Below are 16,278 nucleotides of genomic sequence, written 5' to 3' on the forward strand. Positions count from 1 at the left end.
CGGCGTGACGATCTTCCGCTCGGGCAAAGCCGCGCGACGGTTATCTGGCGCACGCAAGAACGCGGCGCCGCACTACCGCGGCGCTTGGAAAGAACGGTGCTGTGGCGAAGACGTTTGCTGCAGCGGACGCCGGACGACGACGGTCCGTCGTCGATTCAGTCGATTCGATCACGCATGGGAGTCGCTTCTTCGTCCGCCGCGGCCGCGATGAGGCGGACGACGCAGGTCACCAGTTCTGCTGCAGTCGCCGGTTTGAGCAGCACCGCGTCGAAGGTGGCGCGCGCATCGGCAGGACGCAACGGTGACGTTGCCGTATAGAGAAGCACCGGTACATCCGGTGATTCAGCACGCAGCGCTTGCAGCAGTTGCCAGCCGTCGCCGCGCGGCAATTGCTGTTCGGTGATCACGAGGTCCGCTCGTTCATGCCGCAGGACATCCAGCGCTTTCGCGGCATCCGCCACGCCGATGCTCTGGAAGCCATAGCCATCGAGCAGATCGCAGACGACCGCACGGCGCGCCGCGTGCGGTTCCACGACCAGCACGACCCTGCCCTCGCCGTCGGGCTCGTCGATCTCTCCACCCGGTTCAAGCTCGGCCTCGAGATCGTCCTCGTCCGCCAGCGGAAGCGCCACGGCAAAGCTGAAGCGGCTTCCGCCGGACGGCAGGCGCTCGGCCTCGAGGCGCGTGCCCATGTGCTGGAGCAACTGGACCACGATGGCGAGGCCAAGCCCGCTCCCTTCGTGCTGGTTCGCATTGTCACCGCGGGCGAACGGCTGTTGCAGCGATTCCAGGGCGGCGGGATCGAAGCCGATGCCGTCGTCTTCCACCGTGAACACGAGACGCACGCGCCCTCCGCGCTCGGGTACCGCATCGGCATGAAACGCCACGGCGCCGTCGTGGGTGAACTTCGCCGCATTGCCGAGCAGGTTCAGAAGCACCTGACGCAGGCGACGGAAGTCAGCGCTGACCACCGGCGGCAAGTGCTCGTCGAAATGGCATGCGAAGCGGTTGCCGTGCCGTTCCACCAGAAGCACGGCCTGCTCCGCCACGTCGTGCAGGAACCCGTGCAGGTAACCGGGTACCGGCTCCAGACGCAGGCCGGTCAGTTCACCGCGGGAGAATTCCAGCAGGTCGTCGATCAGATCCACCTGTTGGCGCACGTGGCGCTCGATGATCTGCGGATAGTCGCGGCGGGTGTTGCCGGCGCGCCACTGGCGTACCGCATTCATGACCGCGCCCAGCGGTGCACGCAGGTCGTGGCCTACGTGGGCCAGGAGCATGCGTCTGGCCTGCAACGACTGGCGGAGTTCGGCGGTGCGTTCCTGCACGATGCCCTCCAGCCGCTGGGCGTGCGCGATCAGCCGGCGAGTGCGCCAGCGCCACGCCAGCGCGATGAGCGCGATGAGCAGGAGCACCTCGATCGCGTATGCCCACGGCGTCTGCCACCACGGCGGTGCCACGGTGAAGTCGAGCGTGACCGGTTCGGACGACGTGCGCCGGTTGACGTCGACGGCAGTCAACTCGAAGCGATACTGCCCCGGCGGCAACGACGCGTAGCGGACCTCGCGCTGCGCGGTATCGACCCAATCCTCGTCGAGGCCCGGAAGGCGATAACGAAAACGCACGGGATGACCGGCGCTGTTGCCGAGCACGCCGAAGCGCAGGACCAGCGGCGCGGTTTCCTTGAACGGCAGCGTGGGCGACGCCGCCGCGACTTCGCTTTCGCCGTAATGGGCCGAGAGCAGCAAGGGACGGATGTGACGAGGTGCGAGAAGTTGGTCGGGGTCGAGCACGTGGGTCAGGCCCACCGGCGCGCCGATCCACACCGTGCCGTCGTCGTCGGCAAGGAACGCGCCGTGATTGGTTTCGTCCCAAAGCAGACCGTCGCGCATCGACAGGCGCGTCCAGGTGTTCCCATCGGCCACGTCTACGCCGTTGCCGCCGCCCGCCCAAAGGCGACCGCGTCGGTCGGTACGCAGGAAATAGAAGCGCGTGTCGGCAAGCAGCGGATCGTTCACCGGTGCCACGGTCACCGCGTCGGCATCGGTGACGTGGCCGACGAACAGGCCGGGCTGCAATGAACTCAGCCACAGTCGCCCGTCGGGCGTGACGGCCACGTTTTCGTAGCCGCCCGACGATTCGGTCGGCATGACGCGCACCCGCGACCAGCCCTTGGCGTTATGCCGGTAAAGCCCGGAGCTGCAACCGACCCATAGTCGGCCGTCGGCATCCTCGGCCATGTCGGAACACATCGTGGAGGGGATCAATCCGGGCGCCGCGGGCGTGGCGCCCGCGCCGACCGGATCGATCTCGTAGAGACCGCCCAGGGTGTAGGCCCAGAAGTGCCCGGCGCGATCGAGATGCGCGCCGCGCAAGAGGTACGGCAGCGCGGCCACGTTGGTGGTGGTGCCTGCGGCGGTGTCGTAGCGGAGCACGCGGCCGTCGAAGAGGAAGTACCAGATCCCGCCCTTGCCGTCGGCGATCACGGCATGCGCCTGGTTCGGCGGAGGCACGGACAGCGGCCAGCGATGCGCGCGGGCTTCGGCCGGCACGATCACTTCGCCGCCGGATTCCCCGGCGAGCCACACGGTGTGTGCGTCGCCACGCGCGATGGACCAGATGAGGCTGCCGCTTAGGCCCTGGGCGGACGTCCAGTTTTCCACCGCGTCGGCACTGCTCCAATAGACGAGGCCGCGTCCGTAGGTACCCATCCAGACCATGCCGTCCTGGTCGGCCACCATCGACGAGATGCCCACGCCGGGCAAACCGTTGCCGGGGTCGAACAGCTCCCACTTCGCACCATCCCAGCGCGCCACACCCACGTCGGTGCGGGTGAGGATGCGGCCCGCGCGGTCCTCGACGATATCGATGCTGGACGCGGCAACCTCGGTATGGCCGCCGGGGATGTCATGTGTGGTGAAGGCGGATGCACCAGGGGCAAGGCGAATCACATGGCGTATGCCGCGCGCCCACAGGCTGCCGTCGCGCGAGGCCAACAGACCGACCCATTTGTCGGCCGGTACGCCGCGGTCGGTGCCGAAACGAGTAAGCACGCCATTGCTCAGGCGACACAACGCACCGGCGCAACCGAACCAGGTGGTGCCGCTGCGATGGAGCACTGCCGTGACGTCGCCGATGCCGTCCGCCGCCGTACCTTGCAGGAGCGGCGCGGATGTCCAGCGTCCTGCGTCGTCCTGGGCGAGTCGCCATGGCTGGTGACCGCTGACGACGAGCATGCCGCCGCGGTCGTCGGCAGCCAGCGACTGGCCGCGATCGGCGAACAAGGTCTTGCCGCCCGGTGCCACCCAGGTGAAGTTGCCATCGTCTCCGCGCCGCTGCAGACCGGCACGCAACGCTACCCAAAGGTGATCGCCCGCGTCCTCCGCCAGCCCGACCACTTCGGACGTCTGGAAACCGCGGTTATGCCCGATCGCATTGAAGCCGAGGCCATCGAAGCGGTAGAGACCCTTCTCGGTACCCACCCAGAGAAAGCCTTCGTGATCCTCGAACAGGCGCACCACCGACAGGCTGGTGAGGCCGTTGCCCTGGTCGTAGAAGGTGAGCGGCAATTGCACGGCGGAGGCGTACGCCTGCCCCACGGCCACGAGCACACCGAAACACAACGCCACGAGGTGGCGCCAAAGGGCACGGACGGGTCGTCGACGCTCAGCGACCACGATGGGCCGCTTCGGTCACAGCGCCTTCTTTCGCCGCCTTGCGGAACTGGCTGGGCGTCACGCCCAGGCGTTCGCGGAATGCAGTGGTGAAGTTGCAGGCGCTGCGGAACCCGATGTTCTCCGCGATTTCCTGCATGCCCAGCGTGGTCTCCGTAAGCAGCTCGCGGCTGCGGCGCAGGCGTTCCTCGCGAATCCACGCGAATACCGTCATGCCCAGCCGCTCGCGGAAGATCGCAGACAGCCGCTTGTCGTAAGTCCCCACGCCGGCGGCAATCTCTTCCAGCGTAAACGTGTCCGCGAGACGCTTGCCGATCAACCGCATGGCCGCCCGCAACACCACTTCGTCGCGGTTCGGTGTCGGGTCGGTCACGGGATCGGGAAGCGCTGCACGCCGTGACAGCCGCAGATGAATACGTATGCGGGCAAGCAGTTCGGCCGGCTCGCAGGTCTTGAGGATGTAATCCACCGCGCCGTGATTGAGGCCTTCGAGCCGTTCCTCGGGGCTGGACGCCGAGGTCAGGAACAGGACCGGCGTCTCCCTGGCGCGCGGCAGTTCCTGAAGGAGCCGGCACAGGGCGAAACCGTCCATGCCCGGCATGCGCACGTCCAGCAGAATGAGGTCCGGCACCAGCAACTGGGCTCGCTGGTAGCCCTGCTGCGCGGTGGTGGCGAGGGTGACCTGCCAGGGCTGCGTCCGTAGCGCCTGGATCAACCCACGGATGTCCTCCGGCGCATCGTCGACGACGAGAATGTGCGGACTCTGAGCAGACTGCATGTGTTCCCCCTGCGCACCCATTGCCGCCCTTCACGGGCGGTCAAGAGCGTTTTCGGCAGCAGTATAGGCCTTCGAATGAGATTTTTCCCCTCCAGCAAAGGAAATGACCGCTTGCGCAAAAACGGCAAGAATGTCCCTTCCTTAGACTAAGCTTTGGCACGTATGGGGTGCCGTTCACGGGGGGAAGCGACTTCCGGCAGCATGCCGGCGCGCAACGCAATGGACCGAATGAACAACCTTACCGACCTGTTCCTACTGGTTCAGGTCATTGAAGCCGGGGGCTTCTCCGCCGCCGCCAGCCGCTTGGGTACGACCCGCTCGTTGCTCAGCCGCCGGATCATTGCGCTGGAAGATCGTCTTGGCGCACGCCTGCTGCACCGAAACGCACGGCAGTTCGCCATCACGCCGACCGGCGAGCGCGTCTATCGACACGCCGCGGCCATGTGCGAAGCGGCCACCGCAGCGGAGCAAGCCGCCATGGCGGAGGGTGCCGCGCAAAGCCTGGTGCGGATCGAAGCGCAGGGACTGCTCTCGCCTCTGGTAGCGGAGCTGGTCCCCGGATTCGCCACCGCCCACGCGCGCATCCGCCTGTCCGTCAGCACCGGTGGCACCGGGGTGGAGGCACTGCTGCGCCAACAGACCGACGTGATCCTTAGCCTGCGCGAGACTCTGCCGGACAGCGGCGACATCGTGGCGCGTTCACTGGGCGACGTGCGTCTGGTGACGATCGCCAGCCCCGAATTGGTGCGCCGTCTTGGTGAACCGGAGCACCCGGCACGCCTCGACGAAGGCCACTGCCTCAGCTACGCCAGCGAGACGTCCGGCTATTGGATGTTCCGCGGTCTGGCACCGCGTCGACGCAATGCCCGCATGGCGTCGGCCGATCTGGGCGCCTTGCTTGCTGCGGCACGCGCGGGCGTGGGCTTTGCCCAGTTGCCGTTGTTCATGGTGGCCAACGACATCGCCGCCGGTCGCCTGCGCACCGTGCTGGACGCCTTCGAGCCGGCCCCACTGCCTTTGCATGCGCTGACGATGTCCACCCGCGTCGTCAGCGACGCCACGCTCAACTTCGTACGTTTCGTGCAGAAAAGCGTGCTCGAGATGTCCGAACGCTGGCAGCAACTGGTGCCTGGCCGGGCCTAAGCTCTCGGGCCCGGTCGATTCCCTGGTCAAGCGCTCGCATGACTGGTATGAACGCCATCGACGCGTTACGGGAATCGATCCATGAGCGACATCACGATCTATCACAACCCTGCCTGTGGTACCTCGCGCAACGTACTGGGCCTCATCCGCAACAGCGGTGAGGAGCCCACCGTGATCGAGTACCTGAAGACCCCGCCCGATCGCGCCACGCTGCAAGGGCTGATCGCCGCAATGGGCGTACCCGTACGCGACGTATTGCGCATCAAGGGAACGCCCTACGAGGAACTTGGCCTCGGCGACCCCAGGTGGAGCGACGACGCGCTGATCGACTTCATGCTTGCGCACCCGATCCTCATCAACCGCCCGATCGTGGTCACGCCGCTGGGCACGCGTCTGTGCCGGCCGTCGGAAGCCGTGCTCGAGATTCTGCCGAATGCACAGCAAGGCGCCTTCGCCAAGGAAGACGGCGAGCCCGTCGTGGATGCCGAGGGGCGCCGCGTCTGATGGACGATGGCGCGCCCGCCGCACAACGCGACAGCGCGTGGCGGGTGTTCCTGGCGTTCCTGCGTCTGGGCCTGACCTCGTTTGGCGGGCCGATCGCGCACCTGGGATATTTCCGCGCGGAATTCGTGGAGCGCCGACGCTGGCTGGACGATCGTGGCTACGCCGACCTCGTGGCGCTTTGTCAGTTCCTGCCCGGGCCAGCGAGCAGTCAGGTCGGCATGGCGATAGGCCTTGCGCGAGCGGGGTGGCCCGGACTGCTTGGGGCGTGGCTCGGTTTTACCTTGCCCTCCGCCATCGTCATGATCCTGTTCGCCTATGGCATCGCGTACGCACCGGACGTCGCCGAGTCGGGTTGGGTGCATGGTCTGAAAATCGTGGCCGTCGCCATCGTGGCTCAGGCGGTCTGGGGCATGGCACGTACGCTGTGTCCGGATCGGCCCCGCGCCGCACTGGCGATTCTCGCCGCCTTGACGACCTTGCTGCTGCCTTCGGCCGTGGGGCAGATCGGTGCGCTCGCCGTTGCCGCCTTGATCGGACGCTACGGCCTTTCGCTTCCTGAGGTCGCCAGCGGCCAAGCACATCGCTACCCGGTGTCGCGCGCGACGGGCGTCATAGCGCTTTCGCTGTTCGTCATACTGCTTGTCGTCCTGCCGTTGGGTGCCGTAATCAGCGGCTCGTCCGTGCTTGCTCTACTGGATGGCGTGTACCGCGCGGGTGCGTTGGTCTTCGGCGGTGGACACGTGGTGCTGCCCTTGCTGCAGGCGACTGTCGTACCCAGCGGCGCAGTAAGCAATGCCGAATTCCTGGCGGGCTATGGCGCGGCGCAGGCCGTGCCGGGACCGTTGTTCACCTTTGCCGCGTATCTCGGCGCTGTGGCGCATGGGCCGTTGGACGGCTGGGTCGGTGGTGTCGCGCTGCTTGTCACGCTCTTCCTGCCCGCCTTCCTCATCCTGGTGGGCGCCTTGCCGTTCTGGGATACGTTGCGCCAACGCCACGGCATACGCATGGCGATGGCAGGCATCAACGCAGGCGTGGTGGGTATCCTGATTTCTGCGCTCTACGATCCCGTCTGGACCAGCGCCATCCATGGGCCGCGCGACTTTGGGCTGGCGTTGCTCGCCTTTGGCCTGCTCACGATCGGGCGCGCACCGCCCGTGTTGATAGTCATGCTTACCGCTGTGCTGGGTTGGGTCTATTCCTGATCGCCAACTGGCTACTGGGCATCAATGCGTGGACTGAGTGGCAAGCCGTTCCATCATCCGCAACGCGTTAGGCACGGCCGCGCCGCGCGCGGTGTTGTCGAAGATGCACCAGACGTCCGTCTTCGCCTTGTATGCACGGTGCAGCCCCGTTGCAATGTCGTCGATGAAGGCATCGTCATACGCCGAGTAATAGATGTCGGGCGAACCATGCAAGCGGAGATACAGCAGCGACGGATCGCCCGTGCACGCGGCATGAGCGACGGGCGCCGGATCCGCCTGGACGCATGCCACGCCGACGTCGGCAAGTATCGCGTTACCGCGCGGTGTAAACCACGTGGCATGCCTCGGCTCGCAGGCCACACGCGCGGTTGCGTTTTTGCGGAGCAAGGCGAAGAACGTGGCGGCGACGTTGTGGTCCAGCGCGAGGCTCGGTGGCAGTTGCACGAGAAGGCAGCCCAGCTTCTCGCCCAGCGACGCGATCTCATCGCAGAACGCACGGACCAAGTCATCACAGTCTTGAAGCCGACGTTCGTGCGTGATCGTGCGAGGCATCTTCACACTGAAACGAAAGCCATCGGGCACGCTTTCCGCCCAGCGCCGATAGGTCTTCGGTTGATGTGGACGGTAGAACGATGAGTTGATTTCCACGCATGAAAACACGCGTGCGTACCGTTCCAGGTGACTGCCCTCCCCAGGGAAGTTGCCCGCCACCTCCGATGAGAGGGACCAGCCGGCGCAGCCCACGCGCATGGCGGTTTCGGGTGACGCGACGGGTCTTGGTTTCTGCACCGTGCTCGGCTCCATGAAGGTGGTTGCGCGCCCTCCTTATTTATCGGCAACGCCGTCAACACCGCGTCTGCCGCGTGCTAGCATCCGGCGCATGTCGGAAAAGGCAGACTTGGTCTGGTAAGCCCAAGTCCTTTCGGTAACGAAAGCTCTGGTCTTTGGCCTCGTGCAGAAGATCCCCACGACGAACATCGGACGCCTGGCGTCCCTTCGTTCGTCCGTGCGGATTCCTGTGAAGAGGAACGCTCCGGTCGAACACTGACCAAGGAGCCACCTCATGCACACCGCTCATGCTCATATCCACGACGTCGACGTCGCCATCGCCGGTGCCGGCCCGGTTGGGCTGTTTCTCGCCTGCGAACTTCGGCTGGCGGGCTGTTCCGTCATCGTGCTCGAACGCGAACCCGATCCGCATTCCCCGTTGAAGGATCTGCCATTGGGGCTGCGCGGCCTTACCGTGCCCTCTCTTGAAAGCCTCGAACGTCGTGGTCTACTCGACCCGCTGAAGGCGCATGTCGCCGAATACACCTCACCCCACACACCGCACTGGATGCAGGCAACGCCACGGCGGCCGGGCGGTCATTTCGCCGGCATCCCGTTCTTCCACGACCGCATCGATCCGACGGCGTGGCCGTACCGTCTGCCTCCGCTGCCGGATACTTTTGCGGCCGACATGGCGAGCATCGAGGCGATCTTCGCGCGCCGCTCAGGCGCGCTGGGCGTCGTTTTGCATCGCGGGTGTGGGGTCGAAGGTCTGGAATCCTTTGACGATGGCGTGGTCGTCCGTACGCGCGGCGAGTCGTTCCGCACGCGCTGGCTCGTGGGTTGCGACGGCGCACGCAGCGCCGTGCGCAAGGCGGCGGGCATCGCGTTCACGGGCACCGAACCCGAGTTCACCGGCTATTCGGCGCGGGTGACACTCGCCGATGCCGAGTCGCTCAAGCCAGGGCGGCATTACACCGTCACTGGCGTATACACGTATGCGGCGCCAGGCACGATCGCGATGGTCGACTTCGACGGCGGCGCCGCTCACCGCACGGGACCGCTCACACGCGAGCACATCGAGAGCGTGTTGCGCCGCATTGCTCGCACCGACGTGAGCGTCGCCACTCTCCACGTGGCGACCACCTGGACCGATCGAGCCTTTCAAGCGAGCCGTTACCGACAAGGTCGCGTGCTGCTTGCCGGCGATGCGGCACATATCCATTCGCCGCTCGGTGGTCAGGGCCTCAACCTCGGGCTGGGCGATGCGATGAATCTGGGCTGGAAGCTCGCTGCGACGCTGAAAGGCAACGCGCCGAGCGACCTTCTCGACAGCTACGAACACGAACGCCAGCCAGTAGCCGCTCGCGTTCTCGACGCCTCACGGGCGCAGGTGACGTTGATGCGGCCTGATGCGGGATCGCGTGCGCTCGGAGCGATCCTCCACGACCTCATGGAGACGCATGACGGCGCCACGTATTTCGCCGAGCGCGTATGGGGTGTGGGTCTGCGCTACGACCTGGGCGATGAACACCCGCTCGTGGGATGCAGCGCGCCGCCGATCGAAGCGCGCGATGGTACGCGGCTCGATGCCCTGCTCCGGCTCGGTGGTGGACTTCTGCTCGACTTCGACCGACGCACGACGCGTCGCGATCTTGCGCAGGGATGGTGCGACCGTGTCACCTATGTGGCCTGCGATGCGGAGCAACGCTGGGGCTTGAGTGCCATGCTCGTCCGACCCGACGGCATCGTGGCCTGGGCCCGTGATGACGATGCCGATGAAGGGCTTGAGTTCGCCCTGCGGCGCTGGTTCGGGAATCCTGGGCACGCCGCGTGACCGTCATCTCTACGCCCGGCGCATCGTCTGAAGCGCGCTTGGTGGGAGCCAGCCTGCTGGCGAAGCAGGCAACCTCATTGCGCAGGTACTCAATCAACCTGCCGCAAGGGTTTCAGAACACGGAAGGGTTCTCTCGCCACCAAGAGGATCCCAGCCGCTGTTGGGCTGCTGTCATCCCCATCGCCAGCAGGCTGGCCCCCACCGTAGCCACCGCGAGTGAACTGGCAGGTCAGGCACCGCTCGCGCGTTTTCCGGCGTTCGCGTTGCTCGCAAGTTTTCGCTTAGCCCCTTCGTATAGCTTGCGGTCGATAGTGGCGTTTCCTAACGTTCGGACGCTTACGCGGTTCGCATGCGTGGCGTCTGGACGTGCCATGACGAACCAAACGACTCTCGATCGCGACTGTCGAGCCGGACACCGCGTCATATACGGAGAATTGCCATGAACCGCTTGCCGCTTTTTGCTTTCGCGCTGATGCTTGGTGCTGCCCCGGCCATGCCTGCGATCGCTCGCGAATCCACTGTCGATTACGCCGTCGGTTCACAATACGACTCCACGCACGTCTATGTGGCACCGGAGGACTTCGACCGCTGCGTTCAGAGCCTCATTGCCACGTTCGGCGGTACGACCAGCAAGAAAGGTGCGTTCCAGGTCACCCCGACGCCGAGCAAGACCTGGTCGCAACTCGTGCTGACGCCGGCCGGTTCGCTCTCGGTGTTCGGCTTCACGACGCCGGTGCCCTACCCGTTCGGTGTCGAGCGCAATGGCTATCTCGTGACCGACATCGATGCGGCGGTCGACGCGGCGGTGAAGTCCGGCGCGGCACGACTCATCGCCACGTTCCCCGACCCGATCGGCCGGGATGCCGTGGTGCAGTGGCCCGGCGGCGTGAACATGCAGCTCTACTGGCACACCACCAAGCCCAGCTACCCGGCGCTTGCGACGATCCCCGAAAACCGCGTCTACCTCACGGCCGACAGCGCCGACACGTTCGTGAAGAGCTGGACGCGCTTCGCCCATGCCAAGGTGATCGCCGATGACAAGGCCGCGCCAGGCGTGGAGATCGGTCAGCCCGGCACGACCTACCGCCGCATTCGCCTCACGTCCGGCTACGGCCTCATGACCGTGAGAGTGTCCAACGGACAGTTGCCGTGGCCGTATGGCCGCGATGTCACTGGCTACGAAGTCGCCGACCTGGCGGCCACGCTCGCCAAGGCACAGGCGGCAGGCGTCGAAACGCTGGTACCGGCGCATGCGGAAGCCGATCGTCAGTCCGCCATCGTGCGCTTCCCTGGCGGATACATCGCCGAGATCCACGCGCCGCTTGCGCATTGATCGCGTGATGCCGAAAGAAGGCACCGCATGACGCCGTGCCTTCGTACGTCACACACGTAGCGGAAATCAACGCCCCTTGAACCAGAGCGTCGCATCTGCGCCCGCGGGAATCCGCATGGGCGTGCCGGGGTCGGTCACCGCGCGCCATACCGCCTCGGCCACGTCGCGCGCATGCGTGACCGGACCCGGCTCGCGCATGCCAGCCACGAAACCTTGTACCAGTTCGGCATACGCCTCGTGATCGAGGCCCTGCATATGGCCACGAGCGTTCTCGCCGAAACGGGTATCGGGCGCACGCCCGGGCAGCACCAGATGCGCACGCACGCCGAAAGGCTTCAGTTCTTCCGCCATCGATTCAGTGAATCCATGCACCGCCGCCTTGCTCGCGGTGTACGCCGCCAAGAGAGGAATCGCTCGCAAGGTGACGGCTGAAGTGACGTTCACCACCACGCCCGATCGGCGCTCCCTGAATTGCGGCAGCACCGCTTGCGTGACCGCCATGGTGCCGAAGGTATTCGTCTCGAACAGTTGGCGAATCGTCGCCATGGTCGTGATTTCGAACGGTGTCGCCGCACCGACGCCCGCATTGTTGACGACGGCATCCAGCGGTCCCGCTGCCTCGATGGCCTGTCGAATGCTTCGAGGGTCGGTAACGTCGAGCGCGATCACACGCAGGTTCGGGGACCGAGGCAGCACGTCGTCGCGCGGCGAGCGCATCGTCGCGACCACATTCCAGTCGCGCTCGGCGAAGAGCTTGGCGGTGTCGAGGCCGAAGCCCGAGGAACATCCAGTGATCAGAATGGTTTTCATGACGCGCCTTGGTTGCAGTGGATGGAAAGCACGATAGATCTCGGGGGCCGTACTTCCTATCATTCATCGTCGCTCATTCATTAGCAGGAGTCCGGACATGATCGATCCGCTGGCGGAGGTGGTCACGCTGCTCCAACTCAGTGCGGGGCACTCGAAGCGAGTGGTGGGCTCGGGGCCTTGGCAGGTCCGCCGTTCCGAGGCCGGCCAGCCGTTCTACTGCGTCATCATCGAAGGTGCCTGCCGTTTCGAGAGCGAAGCACACGAGCCCATCGAACTGCGCGCAGGTGATTTCCTGCTCGTTCCGGATGCCTACGATATGGCGATGTCCAGCCTCGTGACGGTACCGGCAGGTATCCCTGAGGCCGTGCCGGTGGCGATCGCCACGGGTGAATTCCGGGTCGGCGACCCGGACGGAGAGGCCGACCTGCGCATGCTGATCGGCCATTGCCGCTTCGGCTCACCGGACGCAGCGTTGCTCGTGTCGCTGCTTCCCAACGTGGTGCACGTGCGCGGCGAGCCCCGATTGGCGACGCTGGTGGAACTCGTCAGAGACGAGTTTCGGGAGCAGCGGCCTGCCCGCGACGTGGTGCTTGCACGCCTGCTCGAAGTGCTGTTCATCGAGGCCCTGCGCTCCGCTGCCGGCACGAAGGCATCGCCTGGCTTGGCGCGAGCTCTGGCAGACGAACGACTCGCCGTCACATTGCGGCTCATGCACGAACAACCGAACCGATCGTGGACGGTGGCGCAACTCGCCAAGGAAGCCGCCCTGTCGCGTTCGGCGTTCTTCGAACGCTTCCAGCGTGCCGTCGGTCTCGCACCCATGGCGTATCTGCTGAACTGGCGTATGGCGCTCGCCAAGAGCCTGCTTCGAAACGGCGATCAAGGCATCACGGACATCGCCGACCGCGTTGGCTACGGCTCAGCCAGCGCGTTCAGTGTGGCATTCACTCGTCACGTGGGCGTGCCGCCGGCACGGTATGCGCGTGGCGGGAACGACGTGGCGGCGGCAGCAGAAACCGCATGACGAAGCGCTAACGACAGGCGCCGTCGCTGACGTCGCTCACTTGGCAAGAACGATGTGCGTCGCGAGCTCGGTGTTCTCGTGTGACACGACCTTGAACCCCAGCCCCGGGACGTCGATGCCCTCGAACATGGCCTCGCCACGGCCGAGCAGTACCGGTGAGATGGCGAAGTGCATCTCGTCGATGAGCCCCGCCGTGAGGTATTGACGCACCGTGCTCACGCCGCCACCGATCTTCACGTCCTTGTCGCCTGCTGCGGCCTTGGCCCGTTCCAGGGCCTCCTCAATGCCGCCGGTGACGAAATGGAACGTAGTGCCTCCTTCCATGACGATCGATTCGCGAGGGTACTGCGTGAGGATGAAGGTCGGCGCGTGATACGGCGGATTGTCGCCCCACCAGCCTTTCCAACTCAGGTCGGCCCAATCGCCGCGCGAGTGGCTGAACATGTTGCGGCCAAGAATGAAGGCACCGAAACCTGAATTGCCGCGCGATGCGTAATGCTCATCGACGCCTGTGGAGCCGCCCTCCTTCCCCACCATCGAACAGAAGGTCTTCGTGGCAAAGAACCATCGGTGCAGTTCCCCGCCACGCTTGCCCAGCGGCGCCTCGAGGCTTTGCTCAGGCCCCGCCCCGAAACCGTCGATCGACAGGGAAAACGCACCCACTCTCACTCGTCCCATCGCCACACCTCCTCGTCATACGTTGTCTGCCGCGATCTTACACCGCAAGGAAGAGCGTGCCTTGACCATCAATGCAGCTTATCTGTACAGTTTAACTGTAGATATCAGGAGTCGTCATGGCCAAGCCACACAATCCAGCCGATGCGCCGCCAGTCTCAACCCTCGCAGCCGAACTGCGCATATCGGTTGGGAAGCTGCTTCGTCGCGTGCGCGAACAGGCCAGTCCCGGCGACTTCACATCCAGTCAGAAATCGGTATTGCTCCGCCTGGACCGTGACGGACCCGCCACCGTGTCCGCCCTGGCTCGCGCCGAAAGCGTTCGCCCGCAATCCATGCGTGTCACGGTCGCCGCGCTCGAGGCGATGAAAGCCATCAGCGGCAAACCCGATCCCAACGATGGTCGACAAACCCTCGTGGACCTGACGCCCGCCTTCCGGAAAACCCTCAAGGCCAGCCGCTCGGCCAAAGAAGACTGGCTGGTCCGCGCCCTGCAGGCACAACTCTCCCCGCAGGAACACGCCGAACTCGCGTCGGCTGTGAAGCTGCTGCAACGTCTTGCCGAGTTCTGAGCTCCCTCCCCCAAGGAAATCCTGATGGCTATCACTGCGCTCGATCCGCATACCGCGCTCATCGTTGTCGATCTGCAAAACGGCATCGTCGGCTATCCGCTCGCCCATCCCATCGACGGCATCATCGAACGCACGCAAGCGCTGCTGGGCGCGTTTCGTCGGCGCGGTTTGCCGGTGGTGCTGGTGAATGTGGCCGGTGTCGCCCCTGGGCGTACCGAGCGCCCTCGCCTGCTCGACACGATCCCCGAAGGATGGACCGATCTCATCCCGCAACTCGATCGGCAACCCGGCGACCTCCTTGTCACCAAACATACCTGGGGTGCGTTTGCGCGTACGGATCTCGAACAGCGTCTGCGTGCGCTGGGCGTGACTCAGGTCGTGGTGACCGGCGTGGCGACAGCCACCGGCGTCGAGTCGACCGCGCGCCAGGCCTACGAGCACGGGTTCAACGTCACCCTGGCCATCGATGCCATGACCGACGGGCGTGCCGAGGCACACGAGTACAGCATCGCGAACGTCTTCCCGAGGCTCGGTGAAACGGGCACCGCCCAGGACATCATCGACATGCTGGAAGCCCGGAACGGCTGACGTGTCCGCCACGACCGGCATGTTCCGCTCGCTAAAGAAGCCCAACTATCGACTATGGGCTGCGGGATCGCTGGTATCCAACGTGGGTACGTGGATGCAGCGCACGGCGCAGGACTGGCTCGTGCTGACGCAGCTTACGCCGCACAACGCGTCAGCCGTAGGCACGGTCATGGCACTTCAATTCGGGCCGCAGCTTCTGCTGTTGCCGTGGACGGGCTTCGCGGCTGACCACTACAACCAGCGCAAGCTGTTGATGGCGACGCAGGCGAGCATGGGCCTTCTTGCCTTGGCATTGGGACTCCTGACGCTCACAGGTATCGTCCAGCTCTGGCACGTCTATGTCTTCGCCTTCCTGTCGGGTTGCGCCTCGGCCTTCGATGCGCCCGTGCGCCAGACCTTCGTAACGGAACTGGTCGGCGATGCTGACCTGCCGAATGCGGTGGCGCTCAACTCCACGTCGTTCAATGCGGCGCGCATGATCGGGCCGGCCGTGGCTGGCCTGGTCATCGCGTCGGTAGGCACGGGCTGGGCATTCCTGATCAACGGCGCCAGTTTCGTGGCGGTGCTGGCGTCCCTTTTTCTGCTACGCGTCTCAAAACTGCATGCGCATGCACGCGCTCGCCGAGCTAAAGGCAGCATGACGGGCGGGCTGCGTTACGTGGCATCTCGGCCGGACCTCATGGCGATGCTTGCCATGCTATTCCTGATCGGCACGTTCGGCCTGAACTTCCCGATCTTCATTTCCACCATGGCGGTCGGCGTGTTCCACGCCGATGCGCGGGGCTATGGCCTGTTGTCATCGATCATGGCGATCGGCACCGTCTCGGGTGCCCTTCTCGCTGCCGGCCGCGACCGGCCAGAATTCATGTCCTTGCTCGTCGGTGCAGCCGTGTTCGGGCTCGGCTGCACGCTCGCTGCCATCGCGCCGAGTTACATCTTGTTTGCCGCTGCCCTGGTCGTGATTGGTGTAGCGGCGCTTACGTTCACCAATGCAACGACAAGCCTGATGCAGCTCTCCACGCAACCTGCCATGCGCGGACGTGTGATGGCATTGCGCTTGGGCGTCGCGCTCGGTGGCACGCCGATCGGCGCTCCGATCGTCGGATGGGTGGCCGATCACGCCGGACCGCGCTGGTCGCTAGGCGTCGGCGCGGTGTCCGGCTTTGCGGCCGCGATAGTAGCCGGCTATGCGATGCGACGTCGGGTTCATCAGCTTTCATTGACAGAACCCGACGCGCGTACGTTGCTGGATTCGCCGCAACCCTAACGTCGCAGTTCGCTCGGTAGGAGCCGCCACGGCGGCGAGAAAACCTGGCCTCATCGCAACCGGGCCTCGCCATGGCGGCACCTACAACGAAGGCTTGCCCTGA

The 16,278-nt window shown here is 65.3% G+C and carries 14 protein-coding genes; 9 read left to right on the forward strand and 5 right to left on the reverse strand.

What is annotated here, in order from left to right:
- Nucleotides 1–155: 155 nt before the first annotated feature.
- Both IM816_RS09425 and IM816_RS09430 read right to left on the reverse strand, forming a co-directional pair.
- Entirely contained in the window at nt 156–3,629 is a 3,474-nt protein-coding gene (locus IM816_RS09425; protein WP_250337860.1) for a hybrid sensor histidine kinase/response regulator, read from the reverse strand.
- Between the two features lie 37 nt (nt 3,630–3,666).
- Nucleotides 3,667–4,452 (reverse strand): response regulator transcription factor, encoded by a 786-nt coding sequence (locus IM816_RS09430; RefSeq protein ID WP_250337861.1) that lies wholly within the window; start codon nt 4,450–4,452, stop codon nt 3,667–3,669.
- 228 nt (nt 4,453–4,680) lie between these two features.
- Between IM816_RS09430 and IM816_RS09435 the strand changes: the two genes are divergently transcribed.
- From IM816_RS09435 to chrA, 3 genes are all read left to right on the forward strand, one after another.
- Nucleotides 4,681–5,595 (forward strand): LysR substrate-binding domain-containing protein, encoded by a 915-nt coding sequence (locus tag IM816_RS09435; RefSeq protein ID WP_250337862.1) that lies wholly within the window; start codon nt 4,681–4,683, stop codon nt 5,593–5,595.
- Nucleotides 5,596–5,676: 81 nt separating this feature from the next.
- Nucleotides 5,677–6,099, forward strand: a complete 423-nt coding sequence (gene arsC / locus IM816_RS09440; protein ID WP_250337863.1) for an arsenate reductase (glutaredoxin) — start codon at nt 5,677–5,679, stop codon at nt 6,097–6,099.
- A complete protein-coding gene (gene chrA, locus IM816_RS09445; RefSeq protein WP_250337864.1) occupies nt 6,099–7,301 on the forward strand; it encodes a chromate efflux transporter in 1,203 nt (400 codons plus the stop codon). The genes arsC and chrA overlap by 1 nt, the downstream gene beginning before the upstream one ends.
- A gap of 21 nt (nt 7,302–7,322) precedes the next feature.
- Here the strand turns inward: chrA and IM816_RS09450 are convergent, their stop codons facing one another.
- Nucleotides 7,323–8,090, reverse strand: coding sequence for a DUF72 domain-containing protein (locus IM816_RS09450; RefSeq protein ID WP_345779943.1), 768 nt, complete (start codon nt 8,088–8,090; stop codon nt 7,323–7,325).
- A 274-nt stretch (nt 8,091–8,364) separates the two neighbouring features.
- Here IM816_RS09450 and IM816_RS09455 point away from each other — a divergent pair, with 274 nt between their 5' ends.
- Together IM816_RS09455 and IM816_RS09460 are read left to right on the forward strand one after the other, a co-directional pair.
- Nucleotides 8,365–9,906 carry an FAD-dependent monooxygenase gene (locus IM816_RS09455; RefSeq protein WP_250337865.1) on the forward strand — a complete coding sequence of 514 codons (1,542 nt, stop codon included), beginning with the start codon at nt 8,365–8,367 and terminating at the stop codon, nt 9,904–9,906.
- 439 nt (nt 9,907–10,345) lie between these two features.
- Nucleotides 10,346–11,239 carry a glyoxalase gene (locus IM816_RS09460; RefSeq protein WP_250337866.1) on the forward strand — a complete coding sequence of 298 codons (894 nt, stop codon included), beginning with the start codon at nt 10,346–10,348 and terminating at the stop codon, nt 11,237–11,239.
- A 66-nt stretch (nt 11,240–11,305) separates the two neighbouring features.
- Here IM816_RS09460 and IM816_RS09465 read toward each other — a convergent pair whose 3' ends face one another.
- Nucleotides 11,306–12,049 (reverse strand): SDR family oxidoreductase, encoded by a 744-nt coding sequence (locus IM816_RS09465; protein WP_250337867.1) that lies wholly within the window; start codon nt 12,047–12,049, stop codon nt 11,306–11,308.
- Between the two features lie 97 nt (nt 12,050–12,146).
- On the opposite strand from IM816_RS09465, the gene IM816_RS09470 reads away from it, so the two are divergent.
- Nucleotides 12,147–13,073, forward strand: a complete 927-nt coding sequence (locus tag IM816_RS09470) for an AraC family transcriptional regulator (protein ID WP_250337868.1) — start codon at nt 12,147–12,149, stop codon at nt 13,071–13,073.
- Between the two features lie 36 nt (nt 13,074–13,109).
- Here IM816_RS09470 and IM816_RS09475 read toward each other — a convergent pair whose 3' ends face one another.
- Entirely contained in the window at nt 13,110–13,751 is a 642-nt protein-coding gene (locus tag IM816_RS09475) for a dihydrofolate reductase family protein (protein WP_250337869.1), read from the reverse strand.
- A gap of 116 nt (nt 13,752–13,867) precedes the next feature.
- On the opposite strand from IM816_RS09475, the gene IM816_RS09480 reads away from it, so the two are divergent.
- Genes IM816_RS09480 through IM816_RS09490 form a run of 3 tightly spaced genes read left to right on the forward strand, consistent with a single transcriptional unit; the run spans nt 13,868 to nt 16,175 of the window.
- The gene (locus IM816_RS09480) at nt 13,868–14,320 is read left to right on the forward strand and encodes a MarR family winged helix-turn-helix transcriptional regulator (protein WP_250337870.1); all 453 of its coding nucleotides are present in this window, start codon (nt 13,868–13,870) and stop codon (nt 14,318–14,320) included.
- A 24-nt stretch (nt 14,321–14,344) separates the two neighbouring features.
- Entirely contained in the window at nt 14,345–14,908 is a 564-nt protein-coding gene (locus IM816_RS09485; protein ID WP_250337871.1) for an isochorismatase family protein, read from the forward strand.
- Nucleotide 14,909: 1 nt separating this feature from the next.
- Nucleotides 14,910–16,175: an MFS transporter gene (locus IM816_RS09490; RefSeq protein WP_250337872.1), complete on the forward strand. Its 1,266-nt coding sequence runs from the start codon at nt 14,910–14,912 to the stop codon at nt 16,173–16,175.
- Nucleotides 16,176–16,278 lie beyond the last annotated feature (103 nt).

It is taken from the genome of Luteibacter flocculans, from assembly GCF_023612255.1.
GTDB lineage: Bacteria > Pseudomonadota > Gammaproteobacteria > Xanthomonadales > Rhodanobacteraceae > Luteibacter > Luteibacter flocculans.

Bases quoted from the DNA above. Each gene is read 5' to 3' on its own strand.
- IM816_RS09475 (WP_250337869.1), bottom strand. From the start codon at position 13,751: ATGGGACGAGTGAGAGTGGGTGCGTTTTCCCTGTCGATCGACGGTTTC.
- chrA (WP_250337864.1), top strand. From the start codon at position 6,099: ATGGACGATGGCGCGCCCGCCGCACAACGCGACAGCGCGTGGCGGGTG.
- IM816_RS09430 (WP_250337861.1), bottom strand. From the start codon at position 4,452: ATGCAGTCTGCTCAGAGTCCGCACATTCTCGTCGTCGACGATGCGCCG.
- arsC (WP_250337863.1), top strand. From the start codon at position 5,677: ATGAGCGACATCACGATCTATCACAACCCTGCCTGTGGTACCTCGCGC.
- IM816_RS09480 (WP_250337870.1), top strand. From the start codon at position 13,868: ATGGCCAAGCCACACAATCCAGCCGATGCGCCGCCAGTCTCAACCCTC.
- IM816_RS09465 (WP_250337867.1), bottom strand. From the start codon at position 12,049: ATGAAAACCATTCTGATCACTGGATGTTCCTCGGGCTTCGGCCTCGAC.
- IM816_RS09455 (WP_250337865.1), top strand. From the start codon at position 8,365: ATGCACACCGCTCATGCTCATATCCACGACGTCGACGTCGCCATCGCC.
- IM816_RS09460 (WP_250337866.1), top strand. From the start codon at position 10,346: ATGAACCGCTTGCCGCTTTTTGCTTTCGCGCTGATGCTTGGTGCTGCC.
- IM816_RS09485 (WP_250337871.1), top strand. From the start codon at position 14,345: ATGGCTATCACTGCGCTCGATCCGCATACCGCGCTCATCGTTGTCGAT.
- IM816_RS09435 (WP_250337862.1), top strand. From the start codon at position 4,681: ATGAACAACCTTACCGACCTGTTCCTACTGGTTCAGGTCATTGAAGCC.
- IM816_RS09470 (WP_250337868.1), top strand. From the start codon at position 12,147: ATGATCGATCCGCTGGCGGAGGTGGTCACGCTGCTCCAACTCAGTGCG.